The 21,281-nt window shown below is 64.3% G+C and carries 17 protein-coding genes and 1 pseudogene; 14 read left to right on the top strand and 4 right to left on the bottom strand.

Features of this window, described 5'->3' with window-relative positions; genetic code table 11:
* Positions 1-40 precede the first annotated feature (40 nt).
* The 6 genes from kynU to QMO14_RS05720 are packed head-to-tail and all read left to right on the top strand — an operon-like array spanning position 41 to position 6,580.
* Positions 41-1,294 carry a kynureninase gene (gene kynU, locus QMO14_RS05695; protein ID WP_301505332.1) on the top strand — a complete coding sequence of 418 codons (1,254 nt, stop codon included), beginning with the start codon at positions 41-43 and terminating at the stop codon, positions 1,292-1,294.
* A 51-nt stretch (positions 1,295-1,345) separates the two neighbouring features.
* Positions 1,346-2,743, top strand: a complete 1,398-nt coding sequence (locus tag QMO14_RS05700; protein WP_301505334.1) for an FAD-binding oxidoreductase — start codon at positions 1,346-1,348, stop codon at positions 2,741-2,743.
* 49 nt (positions 2,744-2,792) lie between these two features.
* Complete coding sequence (locus QMO14_RS05705; protein ID WP_301505336.1) at positions 2,793-3,782, top strand: tripartite tricarboxylate transporter substrate-binding protein; 990 nt, start codon at positions 2,793-2,795, stop codon at positions 3,780-3,782.
* Positions 3,779-4,672 (top strand): alpha/beta hydrolase, encoded by an 894-nt coding sequence (locus tag QMO14_RS05710; protein WP_301505337.1) that lies wholly within the window; start codon positions 3,779-3,781, stop codon positions 4,670-4,672. Before QMO14_RS05705 ends, QMO14_RS05710 begins: the two co-directional genes overlap by 4 nt.
* Before the next feature lie 17 nt (positions 4,673-4,689).
* On the top strand, positions 4,690-5,628 hold the full coding sequence (locus QMO14_RS05715) for a tryptophan 2,3-dioxygenase (protein WP_301505339.1): 939 nt from the start codon (positions 4,690-4,692) through the stop codon (positions 5,626-5,628).
* A gap of 31 nt (positions 5,629-5,659) precedes the next feature.
* Complete coding sequence (locus QMO14_RS05720; protein ID WP_301505341.1) at positions 5,660-6,580, top strand: LysR family transcriptional regulator; 921 nt, start codon at positions 5,660-5,662, stop codon at positions 6,578-6,580.
* Between the two features lie 427 nt (positions 6,581-7,007).
* Here the strand turns inward: QMO14_RS05720 and QMO14_RS05725 are convergent, their stop codons facing one another.
* A complete protein-coding gene (locus QMO14_RS05725) occupies positions 7,008-7,202 on the bottom strand; it encodes a hypothetical protein (protein WP_301505343.1) in 195 nt (64 codons plus the stop codon).
* A gap of 62 nt (positions 7,203-7,264) precedes the next feature.
* Here QMO14_RS05725 and QMO14_RS05730 point away from each other — a divergent pair.
* A protein-coding gene (locus QMO14_RS05730; RefSeq protein WP_159275353.1) for an IS3 family transposase occupies positions 7,265-8,412 on the top strand; the annotation gives its coding sequence in 2 pieces (ribosomal slippage) (positions 7,265-7,532 and positions 7,532-8,412; 1,149 coding nt in all).
* 31 nt (positions 8,413-8,443) lie between these two features.
* On the opposite strand, the gene istB is transcribed toward QMO14_RS05730, so the two are convergent.
* The 3 genes and pseudogenes from istB to QMO14_RS05745 all read right to left on the bottom strand — a co-directional run.
* Complete coding sequence (istB, locus tag QMO14_RS05735) at positions 8,444-9,235, bottom strand: IS21-like element helper ATPase IstB (RefSeq protein WP_301505346.1); 792 nt, start codon at positions 9,233-9,235, stop codon at positions 8,444-8,446.
* Positions 9,228-10,745: an IS21 family transposase gene (gene istA / locus QMO14_RS05740; protein WP_301505348.1), complete on the bottom strand. Its 1,518-nt coding sequence runs from the start codon at positions 10,743-10,745 to the stop codon at positions 9,228-9,230. The genes istB and istA overlap by 8 nt, the downstream gene beginning before the upstream one ends.
* Positions 10,746-11,666: 921 nt before the next feature.
* Positions 11,667-12,473: pseudogene (locus tag QMO14_RS05745) on the bottom strand (LysR family transcriptional regulator); the annotation flags it as partial.
* A gap of 154 nt (positions 12,474-12,627) precedes the next feature.
* Between QMO14_RS05745 and QMO14_RS05750 the strand changes: the two are divergent.
* From QMO14_RS05750 to QMO14_RS05780, 7 genes are read left to right on the top strand one after another with little or no spacing between them, the layout of a single operon-like run.
* Entirely contained in the window at positions 12,628-13,479 is an 852-nt protein-coding gene (locus QMO14_RS05750) for a fumarylacetoacetate hydrolase family protein (protein ID WP_301505352.1), read from the top strand.
* A gap of 15 nt (positions 13,480-13,494) precedes the next feature.
* Positions 13,495-15,597, top strand: a complete 2,103-nt coding sequence (locus QMO14_RS05755; protein WP_301505354.1) for a hydantoinase/oxoprolinase family protein — start codon at positions 13,495-13,497, stop codon at positions 15,595-15,597.
* Complete coding sequence (locus QMO14_RS05760) at positions 15,594-17,381, top strand: hydantoinase B/oxoprolinase family protein (RefSeq protein ID WP_301505356.1); 1,788 nt, start codon at positions 15,594-15,596, stop codon at positions 17,379-17,381. Before QMO14_RS05755 ends, QMO14_RS05760 begins: the two co-directional genes overlap by 4 nt.
* Positions 17,382-17,389: 8 nt before the next feature.
* On the top strand, positions 17,390-17,758 hold the full coding sequence (locus tag QMO14_RS05765) for a hypothetical protein (RefSeq protein WP_301505358.1): 369 nt from the start codon (positions 17,390-17,392) through the stop codon (positions 17,756-17,758).
* A 2-nt stretch (positions 17,759-17,760) separates the two neighbouring features.
* The gene (locus QMO14_RS05770; RefSeq protein WP_301505360.1) at positions 17,761-18,831 is read left to right on the top strand and encodes a GTP-binding protein; all 1,071 of its coding nucleotides are present in this window, start codon (positions 17,761-17,763) and stop codon (positions 18,829-18,831) included.
* A 43-nt stretch (positions 18,832-18,874) separates the two neighbouring features.
* Positions 18,875-20,287, top strand: a complete 1,413-nt coding sequence (locus tag QMO14_RS05775; RefSeq protein WP_301505362.1) for an MFS transporter — start codon at positions 18,875-18,877, stop codon at positions 20,285-20,287.
* A gap of 26 nt (positions 20,288-20,313) precedes the next feature.
* On the top strand, positions 20,314-21,270 hold the full coding sequence (locus QMO14_RS05780) for a tripartite tricarboxylate transporter substrate binding protein (protein ID WP_301505364.1): 957 nt from the start codon (positions 20,314-20,316) through the stop codon (positions 21,268-21,270).
* Positions 21,271-21,281 lie beyond the last annotated feature (11 nt).

The following is a 21,281-nucleotide window of genomic DNA, read 5'->3' on the forward strand; positions in this document are numbered from 1 at the left end:
CCTAACAAATGCGCATCATGCTGCATACACTTTCTTTCCCATGAACACCCCTGAACCTACGAAATCGATCCCTTTGACGCGAGAGTTCTGCCTCGGGTTGGACATCGAAGACCCTTTGTCCGCGCACCGTGCACGCTTTCAGTTGCCGCAAGGCGTGATCTACCTGGACGGCAATTCGCTGGGAGCCCTTCCCAAGAGCGTTCCGCAGAGGCTCCGCGAGGCCGTGGAGGTGGAGTGGGGGGATGGATTGATCCGCTCGTGGAACGACGCCGCCTGGTATCCCGCCCCGCAACGTGTGGGCTCCCAGATCGCCCGCCTGATCGGCGCGGGACCGCGCGAAGTCATCGCTGCCGACTCGACATCCGTGAACCTGTTCAAGGTCTTGTGTGCGGCTCTGCGGATGAGGCCGGGGCGCAATGTCATCCTGGGAGAGAAGGACAACTTTCCGACCGATGCATACATCGCCGATGGCGTGAGCAGGCTGATGGGAGCGCAGTTCCGTGCGGTCGAGGCTTCGGATGTTCTCGACGCCATTGACGAGACCGTCGCCATTGTTTCGCTCACCCACGTGAACTACCGCACGGGGCGTCTCTACGACATGGCGGCGATCACCGCGCGCGCCCACGAGGCAGGCGCGCTGGTGGTATGGGACCTGTGCCATACGGCCGGGGCGATGCCCTGCGACCTGAATGGCTGCGGTGCCGACTTCGCGGTGGGCTGCGGCTACAAGTACCTTAATGGTGGCCCGGGCGCTCCGGCGTTCGTCTTTGTCGCCGAACGCCATCAGGAGGCTTTGGATCAGCCGCTGTCGGGTTGGCACGGCCACGCGAAGCCTTTCGAATTCGTCCAGCAGTATCAACCGGCGACGGGCATCGACCGGATGCTCGTCGGCACGGCGCCTCAACTGGGGCTGATCGCGCTGGAGGAAGCCCTGCATGCGTTCGACGACGTCGACATGGCCGCTCTGCGTCGCAAGAGCGAACGGATGACCGAGCTCTTCATCGAGCTTGTAGACCAGGAACTGGACGGTTTCACCGTGGCGACGCCGCGCGAAGCGACCCTGCGTGGCAGCCAGGTGTCGCTGGCGCACGAACACGGCTACGCGATCATGCAGGTCCTCATCGAGCGAGGCGTCATCGGCGACTTCCGTGCACCGAACATCCTGCGCTTCGGATTTGCGGTGCTCTATCTGCGTTTTGCCGACGTGTGGGACGCCGTGGCGCAGATCAAGGATGTGATGGCCACAGGCGCGTGGAAGAGCGACCGGTACATGGTGCGCAAGGCAGTCACGTGAACTTGTTGCCACCCGTCTCTCGTGTGTTTTGCCATGTCCTCGGTTGCAGCGATGAACAATGACCTTCCAGGTCGGCTGGTCGATCTCCTGGGAGCGTCGGCCGTCAAAGTCGGCGACGCCGTTCCACCTCATCACGCGACGGATTGGAGCGGCATGGTGCCAGTGAGGCCCCTTGCACTGGTCATGCCATCCAGCACCGAAGAGGTCGCCAGCGTCCTGCGGCTGTGCCATCGTTTCCACACACCCGTGGTGCCGCAGGGAGGGCTCACCGGTCTGGCCGGCGGTGCGAGGCCCGTGGCCAACGGCATTGCGCTTTCGCTGGCGCGGATGAGCGCCATAGGCCCGATCGACAAGCAGGAGTCCTGCGTGGAGGTTCAAGCAGGCGCGACGCTCCAGGCCGTACAGGAGGCCGCGCAGGCAGAGGGTCTCTCGTTCGGGATCGATCTGGGCGCGCGCGGCTCCTGCCAGATCGGCGGCAACCTGTCGACCAACGCCGGCGGCATGGGAGTCATCCAGTCCGGGATGATGCGCGAACAGATGCTGGGCCTGGAGGTCGTGATGGCCGATGGCGGCATCCTGAACATGCTGCGGCCCATGTTGAAGAACAACACCGGCTACGACCTCAAGCAACTCTTCGTGGGCGCCGAGGGAACTCTTGGCGTGATCACGCGTGCCTTGCTCAAGCTCCGTCCCGAGGTGCGTTCCAGGACGACCGCTTTTCTCGCGCTCCCTGACTACAACAGCGCGATCGTGTCATTGAGACGGCTGCAGACCAGCTTTCCGGGCGCCGTCGCGGCGTTCGAGCTGATGTGGGAAGACTTCCATCGGCTCGCCATCGCCTGGAACGCCATGGCGCCTCCCTTCGTCGAGCGCTACCCTCTGTTCGCCTTGATCGACATCGATGGCCATGAGGACGCTTCGACGACCGCTCAGCTGGAGAGCGTCCTGGCTTCGCTGATGGAAGCAGGTGCGGTTGCGGATGCCGTCATTGCCCAGGCCAGCGCGCAATCGCGCGCGCTCTGGCGCGGCCGCGAGATCCCGGCCGAGTTCCATTCGCGGATGCACCCCATCAGCTTCGACATCAGCCTGCCGGTGTCGAAGCTCGGCGATTTTGCGGAGAGCTGCGTGGCAGCCATGTCGCAACGGTGGCCCGGCCATCGAACGGTGCGCTTCGGCCATCTCGGCGATGGCAATTTGCATCTGACGACGGATGCGAGATCGATCGACGCCTCTCCCGAAGAAGCCGAACGCACGGTGGAGCACTTCGTTTTCGATCTCGTGGCGCAGATGGGAGGCAGCGTGTCTGCGGAGCACGGGATCGGGCTTTTGAAAAAGCCATACCTCCGCTTCAGCCGCACCGAGAGCGAGATCGCCGCAATGCGTTCGGTAAAGGCGGCATTCGATCCACTGAATCTGCTCAATCCCGGAAAGATCTTCGATCTGTCCTGAGCCCCTTGCCTTTGTCCCTGTTCGACATGAACCTACCGAGAAAAATCAGATGAAACTTGCGGCCCGGCTTGTCCAGCAACTGAGCGTATCGGCGTTGATTGCATTCGCGCTTGCACCGACTTCGACATTTGCGCAGAGCGATTCCCCCATCCGGATACTCGTGGGCTTCTCTCCGGGCGGGAGCACCGACATGATTGCGCGCCACCTGGCCCTTGGACTTCAGCGGGAACTGGGGCGGCCCGTGGTCGTCGACAACAAGCCGGGCGCGGGTGGCCAGATCGCGGCCCAGGCGCTCAAGCAGGCGAAACCCGACGGGCTCACGATCTTCCTGTCCAACAGCCACGCCATTTCGATGATTCCATTGACAGTACGGCAGCCCGGCTACGACCCCGCCAAGGATTTTTCTCCTATCGCGCTCGTCGCGCTCATCCCCGACGTGCTTGTCGTGAGCACCAGGAGCGTGCCGAGTTCTACGCCGAGCCTCAAGGATTTTGCTGCCTGGGCCAAGGCCAATCCCGGCAAAGGCAATGTCGGCGTCCCCGCACCCGCCAGCGCGCCGGACTTTGCGGTATCGATGATTTCTGCCGAGATTTCGGCACAGCTCGTATCGGTGCCCTATCGCGGCGAAGCGCCGTTGATCCAGGACTTGATCGCAGGCCAGATTCCAGCGGGCATCGGCTCCATCGCCGCGACGCTGCCGGCCGCAAAGGAAGGCAAGATCCGGATCGTCGCGATCAACGGGATGGCGCGCTCGCCGAGCTTGCCCGACGTACCGACCTACGGCGAACTCGGCATCGCAGGGTACGAGACCGTCGGATTCACCGCGCTGTACGCACCCGCGGGAACATCCGACGCACTGGTGAAAGCCTATGCTGCTGCAGCTTCGAAGGTCGTGGGCTCGAAGGATTTCTCCGAGAAGATGACAGCCCTCGGCGCCACCGCGGTGCAGGGCGCACCCGAAGACGTAAAGAAGATGATGCACGCCGCCGACGCCAGCTTTGCATCGATGGTCAAGCGCACGGGGTTCCAACCACAATGAGCACGGACATCGAATACCGCATGACCTTGGCTGACCGGGAGCGGGAATACTCCCCCAGCTCTTGCATCGGCGGCAACTACCAACCGTTCCTGGACGAATACCGGGACCGGAGCGAGGAGGCCATGCAACGCCATGCGGTGGTGCTGAATCTCTCCTATGGCGAGAAGGCGTCGAATCGGCTTGACTTCTTTCCTGCACCTGTAGCAGCGACCTTGCCGCCGTTGCTGGTGTTCATTCACGGGGGTTACTGGCAGGAGCTGACGAAGACATCCTCGCTTTTTCCCGCGAATGGTTGCGTGCCCGAAGGCATCGCGTTCGCTGCCATCGACTACACGCTGGCCCCGGAAGCCAGCGTGCTGGACATCGTCAGAGAGTGCAGGGCCGCCCTGCGCTGGCTGCATGCGCAAGGCGCCGCACTCGGCTTCGACCCACAACGCATCGTGGTCGCCGGCAGCTCGGCGGGTGCCCATCTCGCGGCCATGTGCTGCCTTCGGGGCTGGTCGAGCGACCCGGATCTCCCACCTGGATTGCCGCAGGCGGCGGTGCTGGTCTCGGGCATCTACGTGCTCGAACCGCTCATCGGCACATCGATCGACGCGGCCTTGTCGCTGAATCCCGATGAAGCGGCACTCGTCAGTCCTGGCTTGCTGCCGTTGGACGGGTTTCCGCCGGCGTTGGTGTGCTGGGGCGAATTCGAGACAAGCGAGTTCAAGCGTCAAGGCGCGGAATTCGCGTCGCGCGTCGACCGAGCGCGATCAGGTTCTGACACCGGCACTGGCGTCAGCGCGTTCGAAGTGCCGTCGCGCAATCACTTCGACGTCATCCTGGATCTCGCCCAACGCGACACGCCGCTCGGAGACGCGGCCCTGGCGTTGCTCACCCGCCCCTGAACCCTTGGAGAAACACGATGCCCGCTTATCGCCCTCAATTCCCGCACATCGTCGACATCAGCGGCGTCAACGCCTCCGCTGAAGCCCGGCCGATGCCCATGACGACGGACACGACCCGGGCCGAAACCGCCCAGTCGACCGGAGGCGCACCTCTCGTCGACTTCGCAGGCACGAGCAACCCCTACGTCGACTACCAGAGCATCGATCTGCTGCTGTCGTTGCAGCACCCCCGCAGCCCCGGCTATGACGAGACATGTTTCTTCATCATGGGGCAGGTCAAGGAGTTGCTGTTCAAGGCCTTGCATTTCGAGCTGTACAACGCGCAACTGCAACTCGCGAAGGATTGCGTGGAAAACGCATGCGAGATCCTGGCGCGGGCCAAGGCCTATGCGCAGTACATCACCAGCTCGTGGGACGTGCTTTCCACCATCTCGCCTGCGGGATTCAACGAGTTTCGCGATTACCTGGGCACGGCCTCGGGCCAGCTTTCGTTCATGTACCGGCACGTCGAGTTCGTGCTGGGCAACAAGAGCGCGAGGCTCGCAAGTGCCTTCAGGAACATGCCCCATGTCTGGCCCGGAATTCACGCCGCCTTGCACTCGCGCAGCCTCTACGACGAAGCCATCGCGCTTCTTGCCAGGCGTGGTCACGCGATCGACCAGGCGGCGCTCGAGCGGGATTGGTCGCAACCCTACAGCGTGAATGCTTCCGTGGAAAAGGCCTGGAGCAAGGTGTACGAAGACCCCGCTCCCGGCAACGACCTCTATCGACTCGCAGAAGCACTGGTTGCGGTGGGCGACCAGATCAGCCAGTACCGCTGGAGGCATTTCGTGTCGGTCCAGCGGCTGATTGGATTCAAGGCGGGAACGGGCGGCTCTGCGGGCGTGGGCTGGCTCCAGCACGTCACGGAGCATCGCCATTTTCCTGAGCTGTGGTCGATTCGCACGGATTTCTGACGGATAGGGGGCAAACAAAGTGAGCGTGCGCATGCCGTCACTTCCGCCCTCGGCAGTGACCATCCGGCAGTTGCGCGCATTTATCGCGGTTGCCCACGAGGGCAGCATTACGCGCGCGGCGCAACGCCTCTATCTCACGCCTTCGGCCTTGTCCATGTTGATCAGTGCGCTGGAAGGCGAACTCGCTGTTCGTCTGTTTGACCGGACAACACGCAAGATCGCACTCACGGAGGCAGGCCAGGAGTTGTTGCCCTCGATTGAACGCGTATTCGAGAATCTCGAGAGCGCATTCGAGGGCCTTCGTGGTTTCGTCGAACGGCGCGCGCATCGTTTCGCCGTTGCGACCTCCCCTCTGCTTGCATCCACGCTGGTTCCATACCTCCTCGCGAGTTTCAAGAAGCGTTTCCCGCAGGTCAGGGTAGAGATACTCGATCTACCGGTGGACAGCGTTGCCGCGGCAGTGCGTAGCGGGCAAGCAGCCTTTGGCATATGCACTTCGGATCTGAGTGCACAAGATCTCTCGACCACGACTCTTTGCCAGGATCGTTTGATGCTCGCTTGCCCGGCGGATCACGCTCTCGCATCGCTTCGTGAAGTGCGATGGTTCGATCTGTGCGATGAACCGCTTGTGCTGCTACGCCAAGGCAGCGGCCTGCGCGTACTGGTCGAACAGGGTTTCGCCGAAATCGGAGAAACGTTCAAGCCCGCTTATGAAGTAGCGCAGGTAACCACCGCCATCGGACTCGTGCGGGCCGGCCTCGGCATATCGATACTTCCGTCCTTCGTACTTTCGTGCGCGTTGCCAGCCGGCGTCGTGTTGGTTCCTTTGGGGGATCCCGTGATAAAGCGAGCCGTTGTAGCCATTTCCAGGGCTGAACATAGCCTGTCCGAATCCAGCGAAGCGTTCTTCTCGCACTCCTGCCATGAATCAAAAAAGATGTTCAGCTCGTGACGGGAAAAAGTAACTGGCCTGGTTAGGCCTCAAGAACAGCTGATAGTCGCGAAGAGCCTCGGCCACCCGCTGGAGCAGCTGGGCGGAAGCCCCCCATGAGCGAGTGGAGAAGATGAAGGCCAGCATTCGAGCCAAGGTCGAGCACCCGTTCATCCCGAGGCAACCTGGGCGAGTAGCCGACTCCCTATTTGACATCAGTCGCCGGTTCGGTAAGTTGGCCGCCCCAAGCTTCAACCAGCTGCTGAACCAACTCCGCGACAACGCGGCTCGCCGGCGAGAGCTTGCCCTGCTTGGGAAAAGCCAACGTCACATGCTGTTGGCGGCGGTGTAAATCCGCTGCTATTCGGCGGTGAGGATGCGGTTTTGCAGGTGGTTGAGGCGCAATGGAAGAGGGCCCCTTGCGGGGCCCTGGTTGGGTGAGCGGGGTTCAGAACGGCTCGTCCGGATCGAAGGACGCAGGCGGCTCGTCGTGCACGAGCTGGTCGTACCAGGCCTGCTGGACGTCGCGGCCGTAGATTCTCCACAGCTGCTCGCGCAGCACGCGCAGGCACTCGAAGACGGCCAGGGCCTGCTCGGCAGTCCAGTTGGTGGGAAGCGTTGGTGGTTGTTCGCGCTCGGACATCTGGGCTGCTGCCGGTTTCAAAGACACCTTGTTAAGGTGTGAAATGAAACCGGAGGTGGTTCATGGGAACGAGAAGGCAATTCAGCCGAGAGTTCAAGCTTGAGGCTGTCAAGCTGGTGAAGGAACGAGGCGTGTCGGTGGCGCAGGCTGCACGCGACCTCGATGTGCACGAGAACGTGCTGCGCAAATGGGTACGTGAGGCGACTGCGGACCCGCAGCAGGCGTTCCCTGGTCATGGCGTGATGAAGCCCGAACAGGCTGAGCTGGAGCGTTTGAGGAAGGAGAACGCCAAGCTGCGCATGGAGCGTGACCTGTTGAAAAAAGCGGCGGCCTACTTCGCCAAGGAGTCGATGTGAAGTTCGGCTTCGTTGCGAAACACCGAGGGACGTGGCCGTTGGCAATGATGTGCGAGGCGCTCGGTGTCTCGCGAAGCGGCTTCTATGCGTGGCTTAGCAGGCCCCGAAGCCAACGCAGTCTGGAAGACGAGGTGCTCGGCAGCCAGGTGCGTCAGAGTTTCCTGGGCAGTGACCGCACCTATGGTGCCCGGCGCGTGTGGCATGACGTGCTGGCACTCGGTCAGCGATGCGGATTGCACCGCATTGAACGGCTCATGCGTCAACAGGCCCTGCGTGCGAGGCCACGACGCAGAGGCTTGCCGCAAGACCGAGGCCAGCGCAGCGCTATCGCCGACAACGTGTTAGACCGGCAGTTCCAGGCTGATGCGCCCAACCAGAAGTGGGTGGCCGACTTCACGTACATCTGGACGGCCGAGGGCTGGCTGTATGCCGCTGCGGTGCTCGACCTGTACTCGCGTCGCATCGTCGGCTGGTCGATGCAGGACAGCATGACCTCGCAACTCGTGGCCGATGCGTTGATGATGGCCGTGTGGCGCCGGGGCAAGCCGGTCGCGTTGCTGCATCACTCCGATCAAGGAAGCCAATACACCAGCGAGCACTTCCAGGAGCTGCTCAAGGAGCAAGGCATCACCTGCAGCATGAGCCGCGCGGGCGAGGTCTGGGACAACTCGGCCATGGAGAGCTTCTTCAGTTCACTGAAGACTGAGCGCACGGCTAGAAAGGTGTACCGGACCCGGGAACAGGCCCGCGCTGATGTGTTCGATTACATCGAGCGGTTCTACAACCCGACGCGTCGTCACTCGACGCTCGGCTACGTCAGTCCGATACAGTTCGAGAAAGCTCAAAAAGCTTAGGTCGGTGTCCACGAAACCGGCAGCAGCCCAATCATGACTTCTTGCTCCTGACAGGTTTGCCTGCGCGCTGCCTGGAACGCGCAGCCAGGCGCTCCTGAGCTTCCTTGGCGCGATAGGACTGGCCCTCGATGCGCACGACCTCGGCGCGGTGCATGAGGCGGTCCACGAGCGAGACGACGCACCCTGCGTTGGGGAAGACCTCGCCCCAGTCGGCAAACGCCTTGTTCGTTGTGACCACGGTGCTCTTGTGCTGGTAGCGGCGGCTGACCAGCTCGAAGAGCAAGTCGGCGTGGCGGTTGGAGTAGGACAGGTAGCCGACCTCGTCGATGAGCAGCAGATCGGGCGCGGCATAGCGGCGCAGCCTGCTGCGCAGGGCCGAGTCGCTGTCCAGCGCCGCGAGGTCGCCGAGCAACTGCCCGGCGGTGACGAACAGCACCGTATGTCCTGCCAGCACGGCCTGGTAGCCCAGGTTGCAGGCGCACATCGTCTTGCCCACGCCGTTGGGGCCGGCGAACACGACGTTGGTGGCATCGGCGAGGAACTGCAGCGTCATGAGCTCCTCGATGGCTGCGCGATCGATCTGCGTGGGCCAGCTCCAGTCGAAGTCGGCGACGGGCTTGAATTGCCCGATGTGCGCATCGCGAAGGCGCCGCTCCAGGCTTCGTCGGCCGCGTTCCTGGAGCTCCCAGCGCAGCCACTGCGCGATGCGCTGCGCCGCATCGGCGTCGGCCATCACCTCGGACCAATGGGCCAGAAGCCCATGCAGACGGAGGCCCTGGGCCTGTTCGCGCAACTCGGCGGCGTTCATCGGTGTCTCACTCATCGCGGCGATCTCCTTGGTCGGGCTGTGAGGCCTGCACGATCTGGTCGTACGACGCCAGCGCGTGCGAGCGCACCGGCGCGTCGCGCCGGGCGACCTCCTCGCTCAGGCGCAGCTCGGTGGGCGGCGGCAGGCCCTGCTCCTCGCGGGCGCGCTCCAGTGCCAGGCGCACGGCGTTGGGGTGTGGCACATCGCGTTTGAGCGCTTCGCCGATGGCCGCCTGCAGGGGCGCGGCGCCATAGCGATCGAGCAAGCGCAGCAGCGCGGCCGTGATGGTGCCCAGGTTGTGGCCGCGCGCGGCCGCCGCCTTGAGCAACGCGAGCGCCCCCGGCGCAGCATGGGCGAGCCGATCGGTGCCGCGATGCGCATGGGCGGCGCGCTTGCGCTCCACCAGCGCCTGGATATGGGCCAGATCCTCGATCTGTTGGCCGCTGTCATAGCTGCGCGGGTGCGAGGCGACTTCCTGTGCCCCGTCGAAGACGCGCATGCGCCGGTCATCGGCAAGCACCGACAGCGTGCGCCGCACATGGGTGTGCGGCACCGTGTAGTCGTTCAGGTCGAACCGCACGTAGGGTGTCTTGCCCACCTGCACGGCCACGCGCTCGCCCAGCGGGTACTCGCGCTCGGGCAACGCCAGCAGGCTCGATCGCTCGACCTCGAAGGCATCGTTCACGCTCAGGCGTGAATCCTCCGGCCAGCGCCGCTGCGACGCCTGGCCCTCGCACCAGGCGCGCGCCTGAGCGTTCAGATCGTCCAGGTCGATGAAGGCACGGGCGGCGAAGAAGCTGTCGCGAACGTAGCGTATGGCGCGCTCGACCCGGCCCTTCTCGTTCCCGCGCGCGATGGCCACCGGGCGCGGCTCGAAGCAATGATGGGCGGCGAACTTGAGCAGCTCGGGGTTGAAGCGCACGGCGTCGCCTACGCGCTCGAGTACGGCGCTCTTGAGGTTGTCGTAGAGCAGGACCCTCGCGCACCCGCCATAGGCGATAAAGGCCTCGGCATGGCCGCGCAGGAAGCTGTCCATCCGGGCATCGAGGAAGAACCTCAGGAAGATACGCCGCGAGTAGCTCAGCACCATCACGAAGGCCATCAGCGGTCGGCGTGCACGGCCGATCTGCAGGTGACCGAAATGAGCCCAGTCAACTTGGGCGGCCTCACCCGCAAGGGTGCGCAGCCGCAGGAAGGCCTCGGCCGCTGGGCGCGGGCGCATGCCGGCAATGACATGGCGGAAGTGCTCAGGGCTGCCGCGGTAGCCGCGTTCGTGGACCATCGTGAACAGCCGCGCGGCGGTGAGCGTGGGGAACTTGACCAAGGTCGCGAGGACGAAGTCGCGGTACGGATCGATGCGACTGGGCCGCAGCGGCGAAGCCGGCGCGGGATCGCCGGCCTGCGCGAGCACGCGCCGCACGGTATCGCGATGCACATGCAACTGGCGGGCGATGGTGCCTACGCGCCAGCGCTCGGCGCGGTACAGACGCAGGATCTGCGCACTCAGATCGGCATGGATAACCAAGGTGTCTCCTTCACGGACAGGGATCGATGAGGCGAGCAGGCCAGCGTGAAGCGCGGGCGTGACGCAGGAAGCCCTGGCGAGTCCAGGGCGACAGCGCCGCGGCACAGCGCCGGCAGCGCCAGGCGATCGGCGTCGCATCGGACACGGAGGGCGCGCGCACGTGGGCTTGCTCAGGCGCGGCCAGTGGAGCACCGAGGGCCGGGATCGGGGAACCCTGATGCGTCACGATGTTGGTGGCGGCAGTGTCCAACGCGGCCACTGAGTGGCACGGCCGCTCGCGTTCGCGGCGTCGCTGGCGCCAGCGGCGTGCGCGCTCGGCATGCGCCATGCGTCCGGCGCGGCCTGCCTGGTAGCGCCGTGCGGCCTCGCGCTGCGAGTCCTGGCGTGCTGCGCGAGAGCACGCCGGGCCGCAATAGCGCTGGCCGCGATCGCAGCGACTGCACAGCAGCACCTGTGCACGGCAGCGCGCGCACACGAACAGGCGGGCGGGATGGTCGACCAGTTGCCAGGCTCCTCGGGGTCACTCCCGAGGACCTCGCCGCTCAGAGCGGCGCCCCGCTGCTGCGAGCGGGCCCGGCCCGTTCGCAATACACTGGCGCTGCATCCGCTTCGGCGTGTTGTAGGGCACGGCGTGCGGAATGAAGCTGCCAGGCCAACGGCCGCCGCCGTGCCCGCCTACGACTCGGGCATGCCCCGAGTTCTACCGCACTCGCAGCCCACCCTCCCAGAGGACCGTGGCCGTCACGACGCGCCGCCGCGCAGCAGGCCGCCCTGCAGGGCGGCCTGCTGCGCGACCCATCCCACACGAACGATCACTGCAAAACCGCCGCCTCGCCGCCGGTCACGGAAACGGCACCTCACCGCCGATGAACAAAAGCGCCTTCTCACCGCCGAATAAGCGCGCTTCCTGACCGCCGTTCACACATGCCGGACCAGATCGGGCTTCACCAGCTTGCTGGCTTGCAGACGGCCACTCTGCAACTCGGCAGTCATCGAGTACGGACCGAGCACCGAGTACAGGCCCGGCGTCCGGGCCACCAGTTCCTTCTGCACCGTCAATGAGTCCGCTTCGGCGACGGATACGAGCTTGAATCCGAGGCTGCGTGCCGCCTCGTCGAGTGCTTCGCGCCAATGACTGGGCCTGCGCGGAAGGACCAACTGCAGTCCGGACAGACGAGAGAAGTTCACAGTGGACTCCCGCGTGATCTCGTCGCCAGGGGCAGAGACCAGGTACGTATGCGCAACGCTCAACAGCTTCTCCTCTCGGCCGCTCGGGCGGTTGAAGCGAAAGAGGACCGCCATATCGACAGCACCGCTGTCCAGCAGCGTGTCCAGTTCAGTGCCTTGAGACTCGGTAATGTTGAGACGGATACCCGGGTGCTCCGAGCGCAGCCGCTCGAACAACCGGGTCACCAGTGGATGTGCGCCTGAAGGAATGATGCCCATCCGGACTTCACCGAGCAGCTTGCCTGACTCCGTGCGCAGTTCCTCCGTAAGGCGTTCCGTTTCCTGCAGCCATGAGCGCAGTCGCACCACAGCCCTTGCGCCCAGTTCGGTCAGGGTCACACCACGGCCGGTGCGGCGAAAGAGCGGGCCGCCCAGTGCGGCTTCGAACTCGCTGATCTGGCGACTGACATGCGATTGCACCGTCTGGCGGCGTGCAGCCACCTTGCTGAGGCTACCGGCCTCGACCACTTCGAGGAAGAGCCTGACGCTTGCGACGTTCATAGGGATTTCCCTTAAGAGCCATGCCTAAATTGGCAACTCTGAAACGCCTGAATTCTATCTAGGCGGATGGCTCGCCAATTTCTACATTTGGTCCAGCGCTTCGCTAGGGCATACGAAATTCCAAACCCGCAGAGATCCATCCCAAGGAGATACCTTGAAACTCGCCAGCTTCAAACACGACGGACGAGCCACCTACGGAGTGGCACAGGCAGACCGCTATCTGCAACCCCCTGCCGACTTTCTGAACCGCTATCCGGACCTCGCCGCAGTGCTGCGCGCTAATGCACAACGCGAGCTCGAGCACGCCGCGATCAGCAGTGGTATTTCAATTCAGGCCGCAGCGACGCAGGCCCTGCCGGTCCTGCCCACCCCGCAGAAGTTCATCTGCGTCGGCCTGAATTACAAGACCCACGTCGCTGAGACCAAGCGCGACGACAGCGCATACCCCGCCCTATTCGTGCGCTTCGCGGATTCACTGGCCGCGAATGGGGACGTCGTGCATCGCCCGTCTTTCTCGGAGCGCTTCGATTGGGAGGGCGAGCTCGCCGTCGTCATCGGCAAGGAGGGGCGTGCGATCTCTCAGGCACAAGCCTTCGACCATGTTGCCGGCTATGCGTGCTTCAACGACATCACCGTGCGCGACTGGCAACGCCACACGCATCAGTGGACCCCGGGCAAGAATTTCCCCGGCACCGGTCCGCTGGGCCCTTGGCTCGTGACCGCCGATGAAGTCCCGGACGTCAACGCGTTGACCCTCGAGACCCGCCTCAATGGCGAAATCATGCAGAAGGCATCGCTTGCCGACCTGATCTTCACCATCCCGGTGCTGATCGAATACATCTCCCGCTTCACCCCCCTGTCCCCTGGTGACGTGATTGCCACCGGCACGCCCGGTGGCGTGGGCGACCGCCGCACGCCGCCTGTGTACATGAAGGACGGCGATGTGGTCGAGGTCGAAATCACTGGCCTCGGCATTCTCAAAAACCGCATCGGTACTGCGGCCTGACCGCACGAAATCACCATGGCAAACAAATCTCAGGCGGTGCCTCCCGTCAGCGCCAAGCTGCGCATAGCCGTCGACATCGGCGGCACGTTCACCGACATGGCGGCTTTCGATGAAGTCTCCGGCAAGCTCCTGTTCGGCAAGGCGCTGTCCACGCACGGGCAACTCGTCGACGGCATCCAGCACACGCTGGACAGCGCAGACATCGACGTGCACAACGGCAATCTTTTTCTGCACGGCTCGACCATCGCGATCAACACGCTGCTTGAGCGCAATGGTGCCAACACAGCGCTGCTGATTACCGAGGGGTTCCGCGACATCTACGAGATCGGCCGCGTCAATCGTCCGGACGCGTACAACCTTTTCTTCAACAAGCACACGCCGCTGGTCAAGCGCTCCTTGCGCTTCGAGGTTGCGGAAAGGCTGCGCGCCGATGGAAGCACGCACAAGCCGCTCGATGAGGCGGCCGTGCGCGAACTCGCGCGAGAACTGCGCGGACAGGGCATCGAGGCGGTGGCCGTGCTGCTGCTGCACTCCTATCGCAACCCCGCGCACGAGCAGCGCGTCAAGCAGATCCTGCAGGAGGAACTGCCGGGCGCGTTCGTGAGTGCCTCGCACGAACTCTCACAGGAGTACCGGGAGTTCGAACGCGTCTCCACCGTCGTGGCGAATGCCTACGTCGGACCCCGCGTGTCGGCCTATCTCGGCGAGTTGGAGAAGCACCTTGCCAAGGGCGGGTTCGAGGGCGACTTCTACGTCGTGCAGTCCACTGGCGGGCTCTTTCCCAGCGAGCATGCCCGGCGAGACTGCGTGCGCATGCTGGAGTCGGGCCCGGCGGCCGGCGTCATCGGCGCGCAGGCCATCTGCGCTCAACTGGGCATGGGGGATGCGATCGCCTTCGACATGGGTGGCACTACAGCCAAGGCCGGCGTGATCAGCGAGGGGCGCCCTCTGACGACAGGCTCGGCGCTGATCGGTGGCTACGAACGCGCGCTGCCGATCCAGATCCCGATGATGGACATCCACGAAGTGGGCACCGGTGGCGGCAGCATTGCGCGCGTTGAAACCGGCAGCGCACTGCGCGTCGGCCCCCAGAGCGCCGGCTCGATTCCCGGTCCTGTGGCCTACGGCCGCGGCGGCACCGAACCCACGGTGACGGACGCCAACCTGCTGCTGGGCCGGCTCGACGCCGACCACTTCCTGGGCGGCGAACTCAAGCTCGACATGGCCGGCTGCGAACACCAGATGCGCGAGCGCGTCGCCGGGCCGCTGGGGCTGGATCCGACCGAGGCGGCCGACGGCATCCTTCGCATCGCCGTGACGCAGATGTCGCATGCTGTGAAGGCAGTGACCACCGAGCGCGGCCTTGATGCCGGCAGCTTCACCATGGTGGTCTACGGCGGTGCGGGTCCGCTGCACGCTTCGGCCATTGCGCGCGAGATCGGCATCCGCAAGGTGCTCATCCCCTTCGCTCCCGGCTACTTCTCGGCCTACGGCATGCTGTTTTCCGATCTGCGCTACGACTACGTGCGCTCGGTGTTCCGCAAGCTCAACGACGTGTCGTTCGAAGAGATCGAATCGCTCTACCAGGGGATGGAAGACGAAGGCCGCGCCGCGCTGGCGCAGTCCGGTGTCAAAGCCGACGGGATCGTCATCGAGCGCGCCGCCGACATGCGGTATGTCGGCCAGGAACACGCAGTGACGGTCGACCTCCCAATGGCCTTCTTCGAGAGCAAGGACCGTTCGGCGATCAAGCGCCAGTTCGACGAACTTCACAAGGTGCGCTACGGCACCTCTGCGCCGAAGGAACCTGCTGACCTGGTGAGCCTGCGCGTCACGGTGCTGGGCACCATGAAGAAGCCGCCAAAGCACAGTGTCGAGACGGGCTCCGAGCAGCCCGAGAAGGCAGCCCTGCGCGTCGTCAAGCCGGTGTACTTCCGTTCGGGAGGCTGGGCGGACACGCCGGTCTACAAGCGCGACCTGCTGCTCTCGGGCAACGTCGTGGCAGGGCCTGCGCTGATCGAGGAGCACGCCTCCACCACCGTTGTGCAGCCGGGCGATGAATTGCGCGTCGACGAACTGGGCAACCTTCAAATTTCCATTGGGAGCGACAGGACATGAGCAACCCGCACGACAAGCCGATCGACCCGGTCACCGTCGAGATCATCCGCAACGGCCTGTACGCGGTCACGGAGGAGATGAAGACCAACCTCACGCGCACCGCCTACAACCTCATCATCTACGAGGCGCTGGACTTCACGGTCGGCCTTTTCACCAAGGAGGGCGACACCGTCTCGATCGGCCTGGGCCTGCCGATGTTCATCCGAGGCATGTCCGAGACGGTCAAGGCGAAGATCAAGCACTTCGGCTACGAGAACATCCTGCCTGGCGACATCCTCGTCACGAACGACGCGTACACCACAGGCAGCCATCTGAACCACTTCACGTTCACGATGCCGATATTCCACGAGGGCAAGCTGGAAGGCTTTACCTGTTGCATGGCACATTGGCTGGACGTGGGCGGCACGCTCGGCAATGTGACCACCGATATCTTCAGCGAAGGGATCCAGATTCCCATCCTGAAGTATCAGCGCGAGGGCGTGGTCAACCAGGACCTGATCGACATCATCGCGATGAATGTGCGGCTGGCCGAGCGCGCCCTGGGTGATCTGCGTGCCCAGATCACGGCCATCACCACCGGGGAGCGCCGCTACGTCGAGCTGCTGCAGCGCTATGGCGCCGAGGCGGTGAATGGTTCGATCCGCCAGATCATGGATTCATCCGAAGCAGTGGCGCGCAAGAACACGCTGTCGATTCCAGACGGAGTCTACGAGGCCGAGTCCTTCATGGATGACGACGGTCTGGAGATCGGCAAGCGCATTCCGATACGTGTCAAGGTGACGGTCGCGGGCGACGAGATGACCGTGGACCTGTCGGACGTCAGCAAGCAGGTGCGCGGTTTCTACAACTCCGGCTTCACGACCGGCATCGCTTGTGCGCAGGTGGCCTACAAGTGTCTGACCACGCCCACCGACTACCCGGTCAACGACGGCAGCTTCCGGTCGCTCAAGGTCATCATGCCGATGGGCACGGTGATCAGTGCCGAGCGGCCATACCCCATGCGGGTGTGGATGACGTTCCCGATGACGGTGATCGACACCATCTTCAAGGCACTCGCACCAGCCATTCCCGACCGCTCCATTGCCGGCCACCATGCCGACCTGGTGTTCCCCAATATCCACGGCATTTCGCCGGAGGACGGGAGACTGTTCATCGTGGGCATTGGCCCGCTGGGCGGCGGCTGGGGTGCCAAGAGCACCGAGGACGGCGTCTCGGTCACCGTCTGCATCAACGATGGCGACACGCACAACAGCCCGACCGAGCAGCTGGAAGCCAAGTACCCGGTGCTCGTGGAGAAGTACGAGATCCGCAGGGACAGCGCCGGCGCCGGCAAGTACCGTGGCGGGCTGGGCGCCGAGATGGTGGTGCAGGCGCTGTCGCCGTTCACCGTCACCACGCGCATCGACCGGGTGCATTGCAAGCCCTGGGGGTTGGAGGGCGGTGGCGATGCCATGGGCAACGGCCTGGCGGTACGCCACAAGGGCGAGTGGAAGACCGACCACCTGAACGCCAAGATCTTCAATGTGCGGCTGGAGCGCGGAGACGCCTACAAGATGCTGTCGGGCGGCGGCGGCGGTTTCGGTGACCCGTTGGAGCGTGACGTCGACCTGGTGGCCGAGGACGTGCGCGAAGGCTATGTGAGCGCGGAAGTCGCTCGCGAGGTCTACCGTGTGGCGCTGGATTCGCGCGGCGAGGTGGACGGGAACGCCACGCAAGGTCTGCGCCGCGCTCCCGGGAAAGCCGCGAGCATCCCGTCGCCTGCGGTCGCCTGGGACGGTCAGTGATCGCAGTCATGGCCGACGAGGTCTCGCAGCGCGCCGACCGCCTGTTGTCGCTGTGGAGCGAACTGTCGATGCTCCATGTGGCATTGGGCGGTGCCTGTGCTTGCGGTACAGGCGGCATCAGCCTGCGGCTCGATGACTTCGAACTGGACATCGTCGGCTACCTCGAAGACAACGGCTTGCGGTCAGGCATTGCGGAGGTGGTCGATTTCTTCGGCGACCTGCAGAAGGCAGGAATGCCACCGCAACCGTTGCGCCAGATTCTGGAAGATGCTCGCAACGACCAGCTCTCGGCGGCAGTGGCCGAATGGCTGCTGCCCAAGTTGGAGAAGACCTTGCGCTCCTTCGCAGAGCTGCACGGACCCAAGGCGCGGGACTGACCATGGGCGGACATTTCTCTTCCTTGCTGGCCGAGCCTGAAGCGCGTGTCGCCCGAGTGCCGGTGACCGTGCTCACGGGTTTCCTCGGCAGCGGCAAGACCACGCTGCTGAACGCACTGCTGCGTGAGCCCGAGCTCCATGGTGTCGCCGTCATCGTCAACGAATTCGGCGAAGTGGGGATCGACCACGACCTGATCGCACAAGCCCATGACGACACCGTGCTGCTCGCCAACGGCTGCCTGTGTTGTGCCGTACGAGGCGATCTTGTCGACGCGCTGGGCCGGCTCGCCGCGCGAACGGATCGCCCATTGCGCCATGTGCTGATCGAAACCAGCGGCTTGGCCGACCCCGGTCCGATCATCCGCACGCTGACGGGCGACGCCGGAATCCGCGCCCGATTCGCACTGGGTCGGCTGGTGTGCACCGTCGATGCGGTGCTGGCCATGGGGACACTGGACCGTCACCCGGAATCGGTTCGGCAGATCGCGGTCGCGGACGACCTGTTCCTCACGAAGACCGATTTGCTGGAAGCCGCAGCGCCTCCAACAGCCCTTCTCGAGCGCGTGCGTGGCATCAACACCGCGGCGCCGTGGCATACCAGCCGCGAGGAACAGCTGCGGTTACTCGTTCATCTCGTTCGCAAGGCCTCAGGCAGCGATGTGGATGTGAGCGAGACGCCTTTCTACAGGCCGGCAGCGCAGGGCGCGCAGCCTGCCACACGGCACAGAGATGGCATCTCGTCGTTCATGGTGGTTCGCGATGTCGCGTTGCCGCGCGCTGCGTTCTCCGCCTGGATGGACATGGTCATCGCGATGCGCGGGGAGGACCTGCTGCGCGTCAAGGGGCTGGTGCAGCTTGCCGAAGAGCCCGATCGCCCCATGGTCATCCACGGCGTGCAGCACCTCTTTGCGCCGCCGGAGTTTCTTGCGACCTGGCCCAGCCCGGATCGGCGTACGCGGATCGTCTTCATTACCCGTGGCGTCGATGCGGCGTCTCTGGACGAGACGTTGGACGTGATGGTGCGCCGGCATATCCGGCGAGACGGGCCCAGGTTAGCAGGCGCGCCGCCCTGATCCGCGGCTCCAACACTCAAACAGAAAAGATTCCGGAGACAAGATGACAGTCGATTCGACCCAGACGGGACAGAGCAGGGGCGCCATTCAACAGGCTGCCGGACTGCTGTTTCGCATCGAGAACGTGCCGTTCAGCCGCTGGCACACCAAGGCCCGCATCATCATGGGCAGCGCCACTTTCTTCGACGCGTTCGATGCGCTTGCATTGGCGTTCGTGCTGCCGGTCCTGATCGGGCTCTGGCACCTCTCGCCCCTGCAGGTGGGCATGCTGATCGCCTCCGGCTACGCGGGTCAGGTCATCGGTGCTCTCCTGTTCGGATGGCTCGCGGAACGCTACGGCCGGGTGCCGAGCGTCACCGCGACCGTGGCCCTCATGTCGGTGATGAGCATCGCATGCGCGACGGCCGGCAGTTTCGACGTGCTGTTTGCACTGCGCTTTTTGCAAGGGATCGGCGTCGGCGGCGAGGTGCCTATCGCGGCCGCCTACATCAACGAACTCTCCCAGGCGAAGGGACGCGGCCGCTTCTTCATCCTCTATGAACTGATTTTTCCTTTGGGGCTGCTCGCGGCGGCCCAGGTCGGCGCATTCGTCGTGCCTCGCTTCGGCTGGGAATACATGTTTCTCGTCGGCGGCATTCCGGGCTTGCTCATCCTGGTCTTCATGGCGCGTCTACCGGAATCTCCCCGCTGGCTCACCTCGAAGGGAAGGTTTGCCGACGCCGAGCGCGTGATCGCCGGCATCGAGGCGAGCACCACGAAGAGGAGCCTGGATATCACGCGAGAGAAGGACCAGGTCGAGGCTCGAGTCGCTGCCCTCGCGACCGGGTTGGCCAGCACCCGAAAGGGATCGTGGAAGGAACTGTTCTCACCGCTGTACCGACCGCGCACGCTGGTCGTCTGGGTGCTGTGGGCATCCTCCTACTTCGTCGCCAACGGCATCAACAACTGGTTGCCCACGCTCTACCGCACGGTCTATCACCTGCCGCTGCAGGAGTCGCTGCGCATGGCGTCTCTGACGAATGTTCTCAGTACCTGCGCCGTGTTGGTATGCGCCTTGATGGTCGATCGCGTCGGCCGGCGCCGATGGGCGACCTCCAGCTTCCTGGTCAGTGGCCTGTTGCTGGGCCTCCTCGCCGCGATCGGCGCCGGCAGCCCTTGGTCGGTGGTGGTGCTGGCGTCCACGGCCTACGCGGTGATGGGCACGACCACCGTGCTGCTCTATCTCTACACGCCGGAGATCTACCCGACCCGGATGCGCGCGATCGGAACGGGATTGGCGACATCGTGGTTGCGCGTGGCATCGGCTACCGCTCCCGCCATCGTCGGGATCGTCCTGACTTCCCATGGCATCGCGACGGTCTTCCTGATGTTCGCGCTGGCCAACGTGGTCGGATTCTTCGCGGCGCAGCGCATGGTCGAAACGGCCAACCGCGCACTCGAGGAGATCTCGCCATGACCCACCCAAAACGAACTGGAGACATGATGAAAATCCCAAGCCTGATTGCCCTCGCTACGATCTTTGCGGCACCCGCGGGCGCGCAGACTGCCAAGTTTCCGGATCGAATGATCCGGATCATCGTTCCCTTTGCCGCAGGCGGCGGGGTCGACTCTACGGCTCGGCTGGTCGCCAACAGGTTGCAAACCCAACTCGGCGTCTCAGTGATCGTGGAGAACCGCGCCGGCGCGAACGGGGTGCTTGGCGGCAAGGCAGTGCAGACGGCGGCCAACGATGGCTACACGCTGCTGTTCTCGGCGGCCACCCATGTCCTCGCCAAACAGGTGCTGAGCAACGCACCTTACGACCCGGTCGTCGATTTCGCTCCCGTGGCACGCGTCGCCGAGGCGCCGTTGATGCTGGTGATCGCGCCGCAACTCGAAGTGCAGAAGCTGCCGGAACTGCTCGCCGCCGCGAAGCAGACGACGTGGACGGCCGCGATCCCGGCGGCTGGCGCGCCGAGCCACCTGGCCACGCTTCTGCTGGCCAAGCAAGGCAACGTCACATTCAGCTTCGTTCCCTACAAGGGCACGCAGCCCGCGCTGGTTGATGTCGCGGGTGGCCATGTGCAGCTGATGCTGGACTCGATGATCTCGGTGCTGCCGCTGGCGAAAGCCGGCCGCGTCAAGCCGGTCGCGATTACTTCGCCGAAACGCAGTCCGCTCGCGCCGGAGGTGCCGACAGCGCAAGAAAGCGGGTTGCCCGGCTTGACCTATGCGTCCTGGTACGGCATCTGGGCGCCGAAGGGCACGGCACCGGAGCGTGTGCAACTTCTCAACAAGGCGATCAACGCCTCCGTCAACGAGCTCACCAGATCCGGCGCATTTGCAGGTCTGGGCATCGACCCCGTGAGCCAGGATGCAGATCAATTCGCTCGCTACATCACAGGGTACGTAACCCAGAGCGCCGACCTCCTGAAAAGCGCGGGCTTCAAGCCCGAGTGACGTTCCCTTGT

It is taken from the genome of Variovorax sp. CAN15, from assembly GCF_030462475.1.
GTDB lineage: Bacteria > Pseudomonadota > Gammaproteobacteria > Burkholderiales > Burkholderiaceae_C > Variovorax.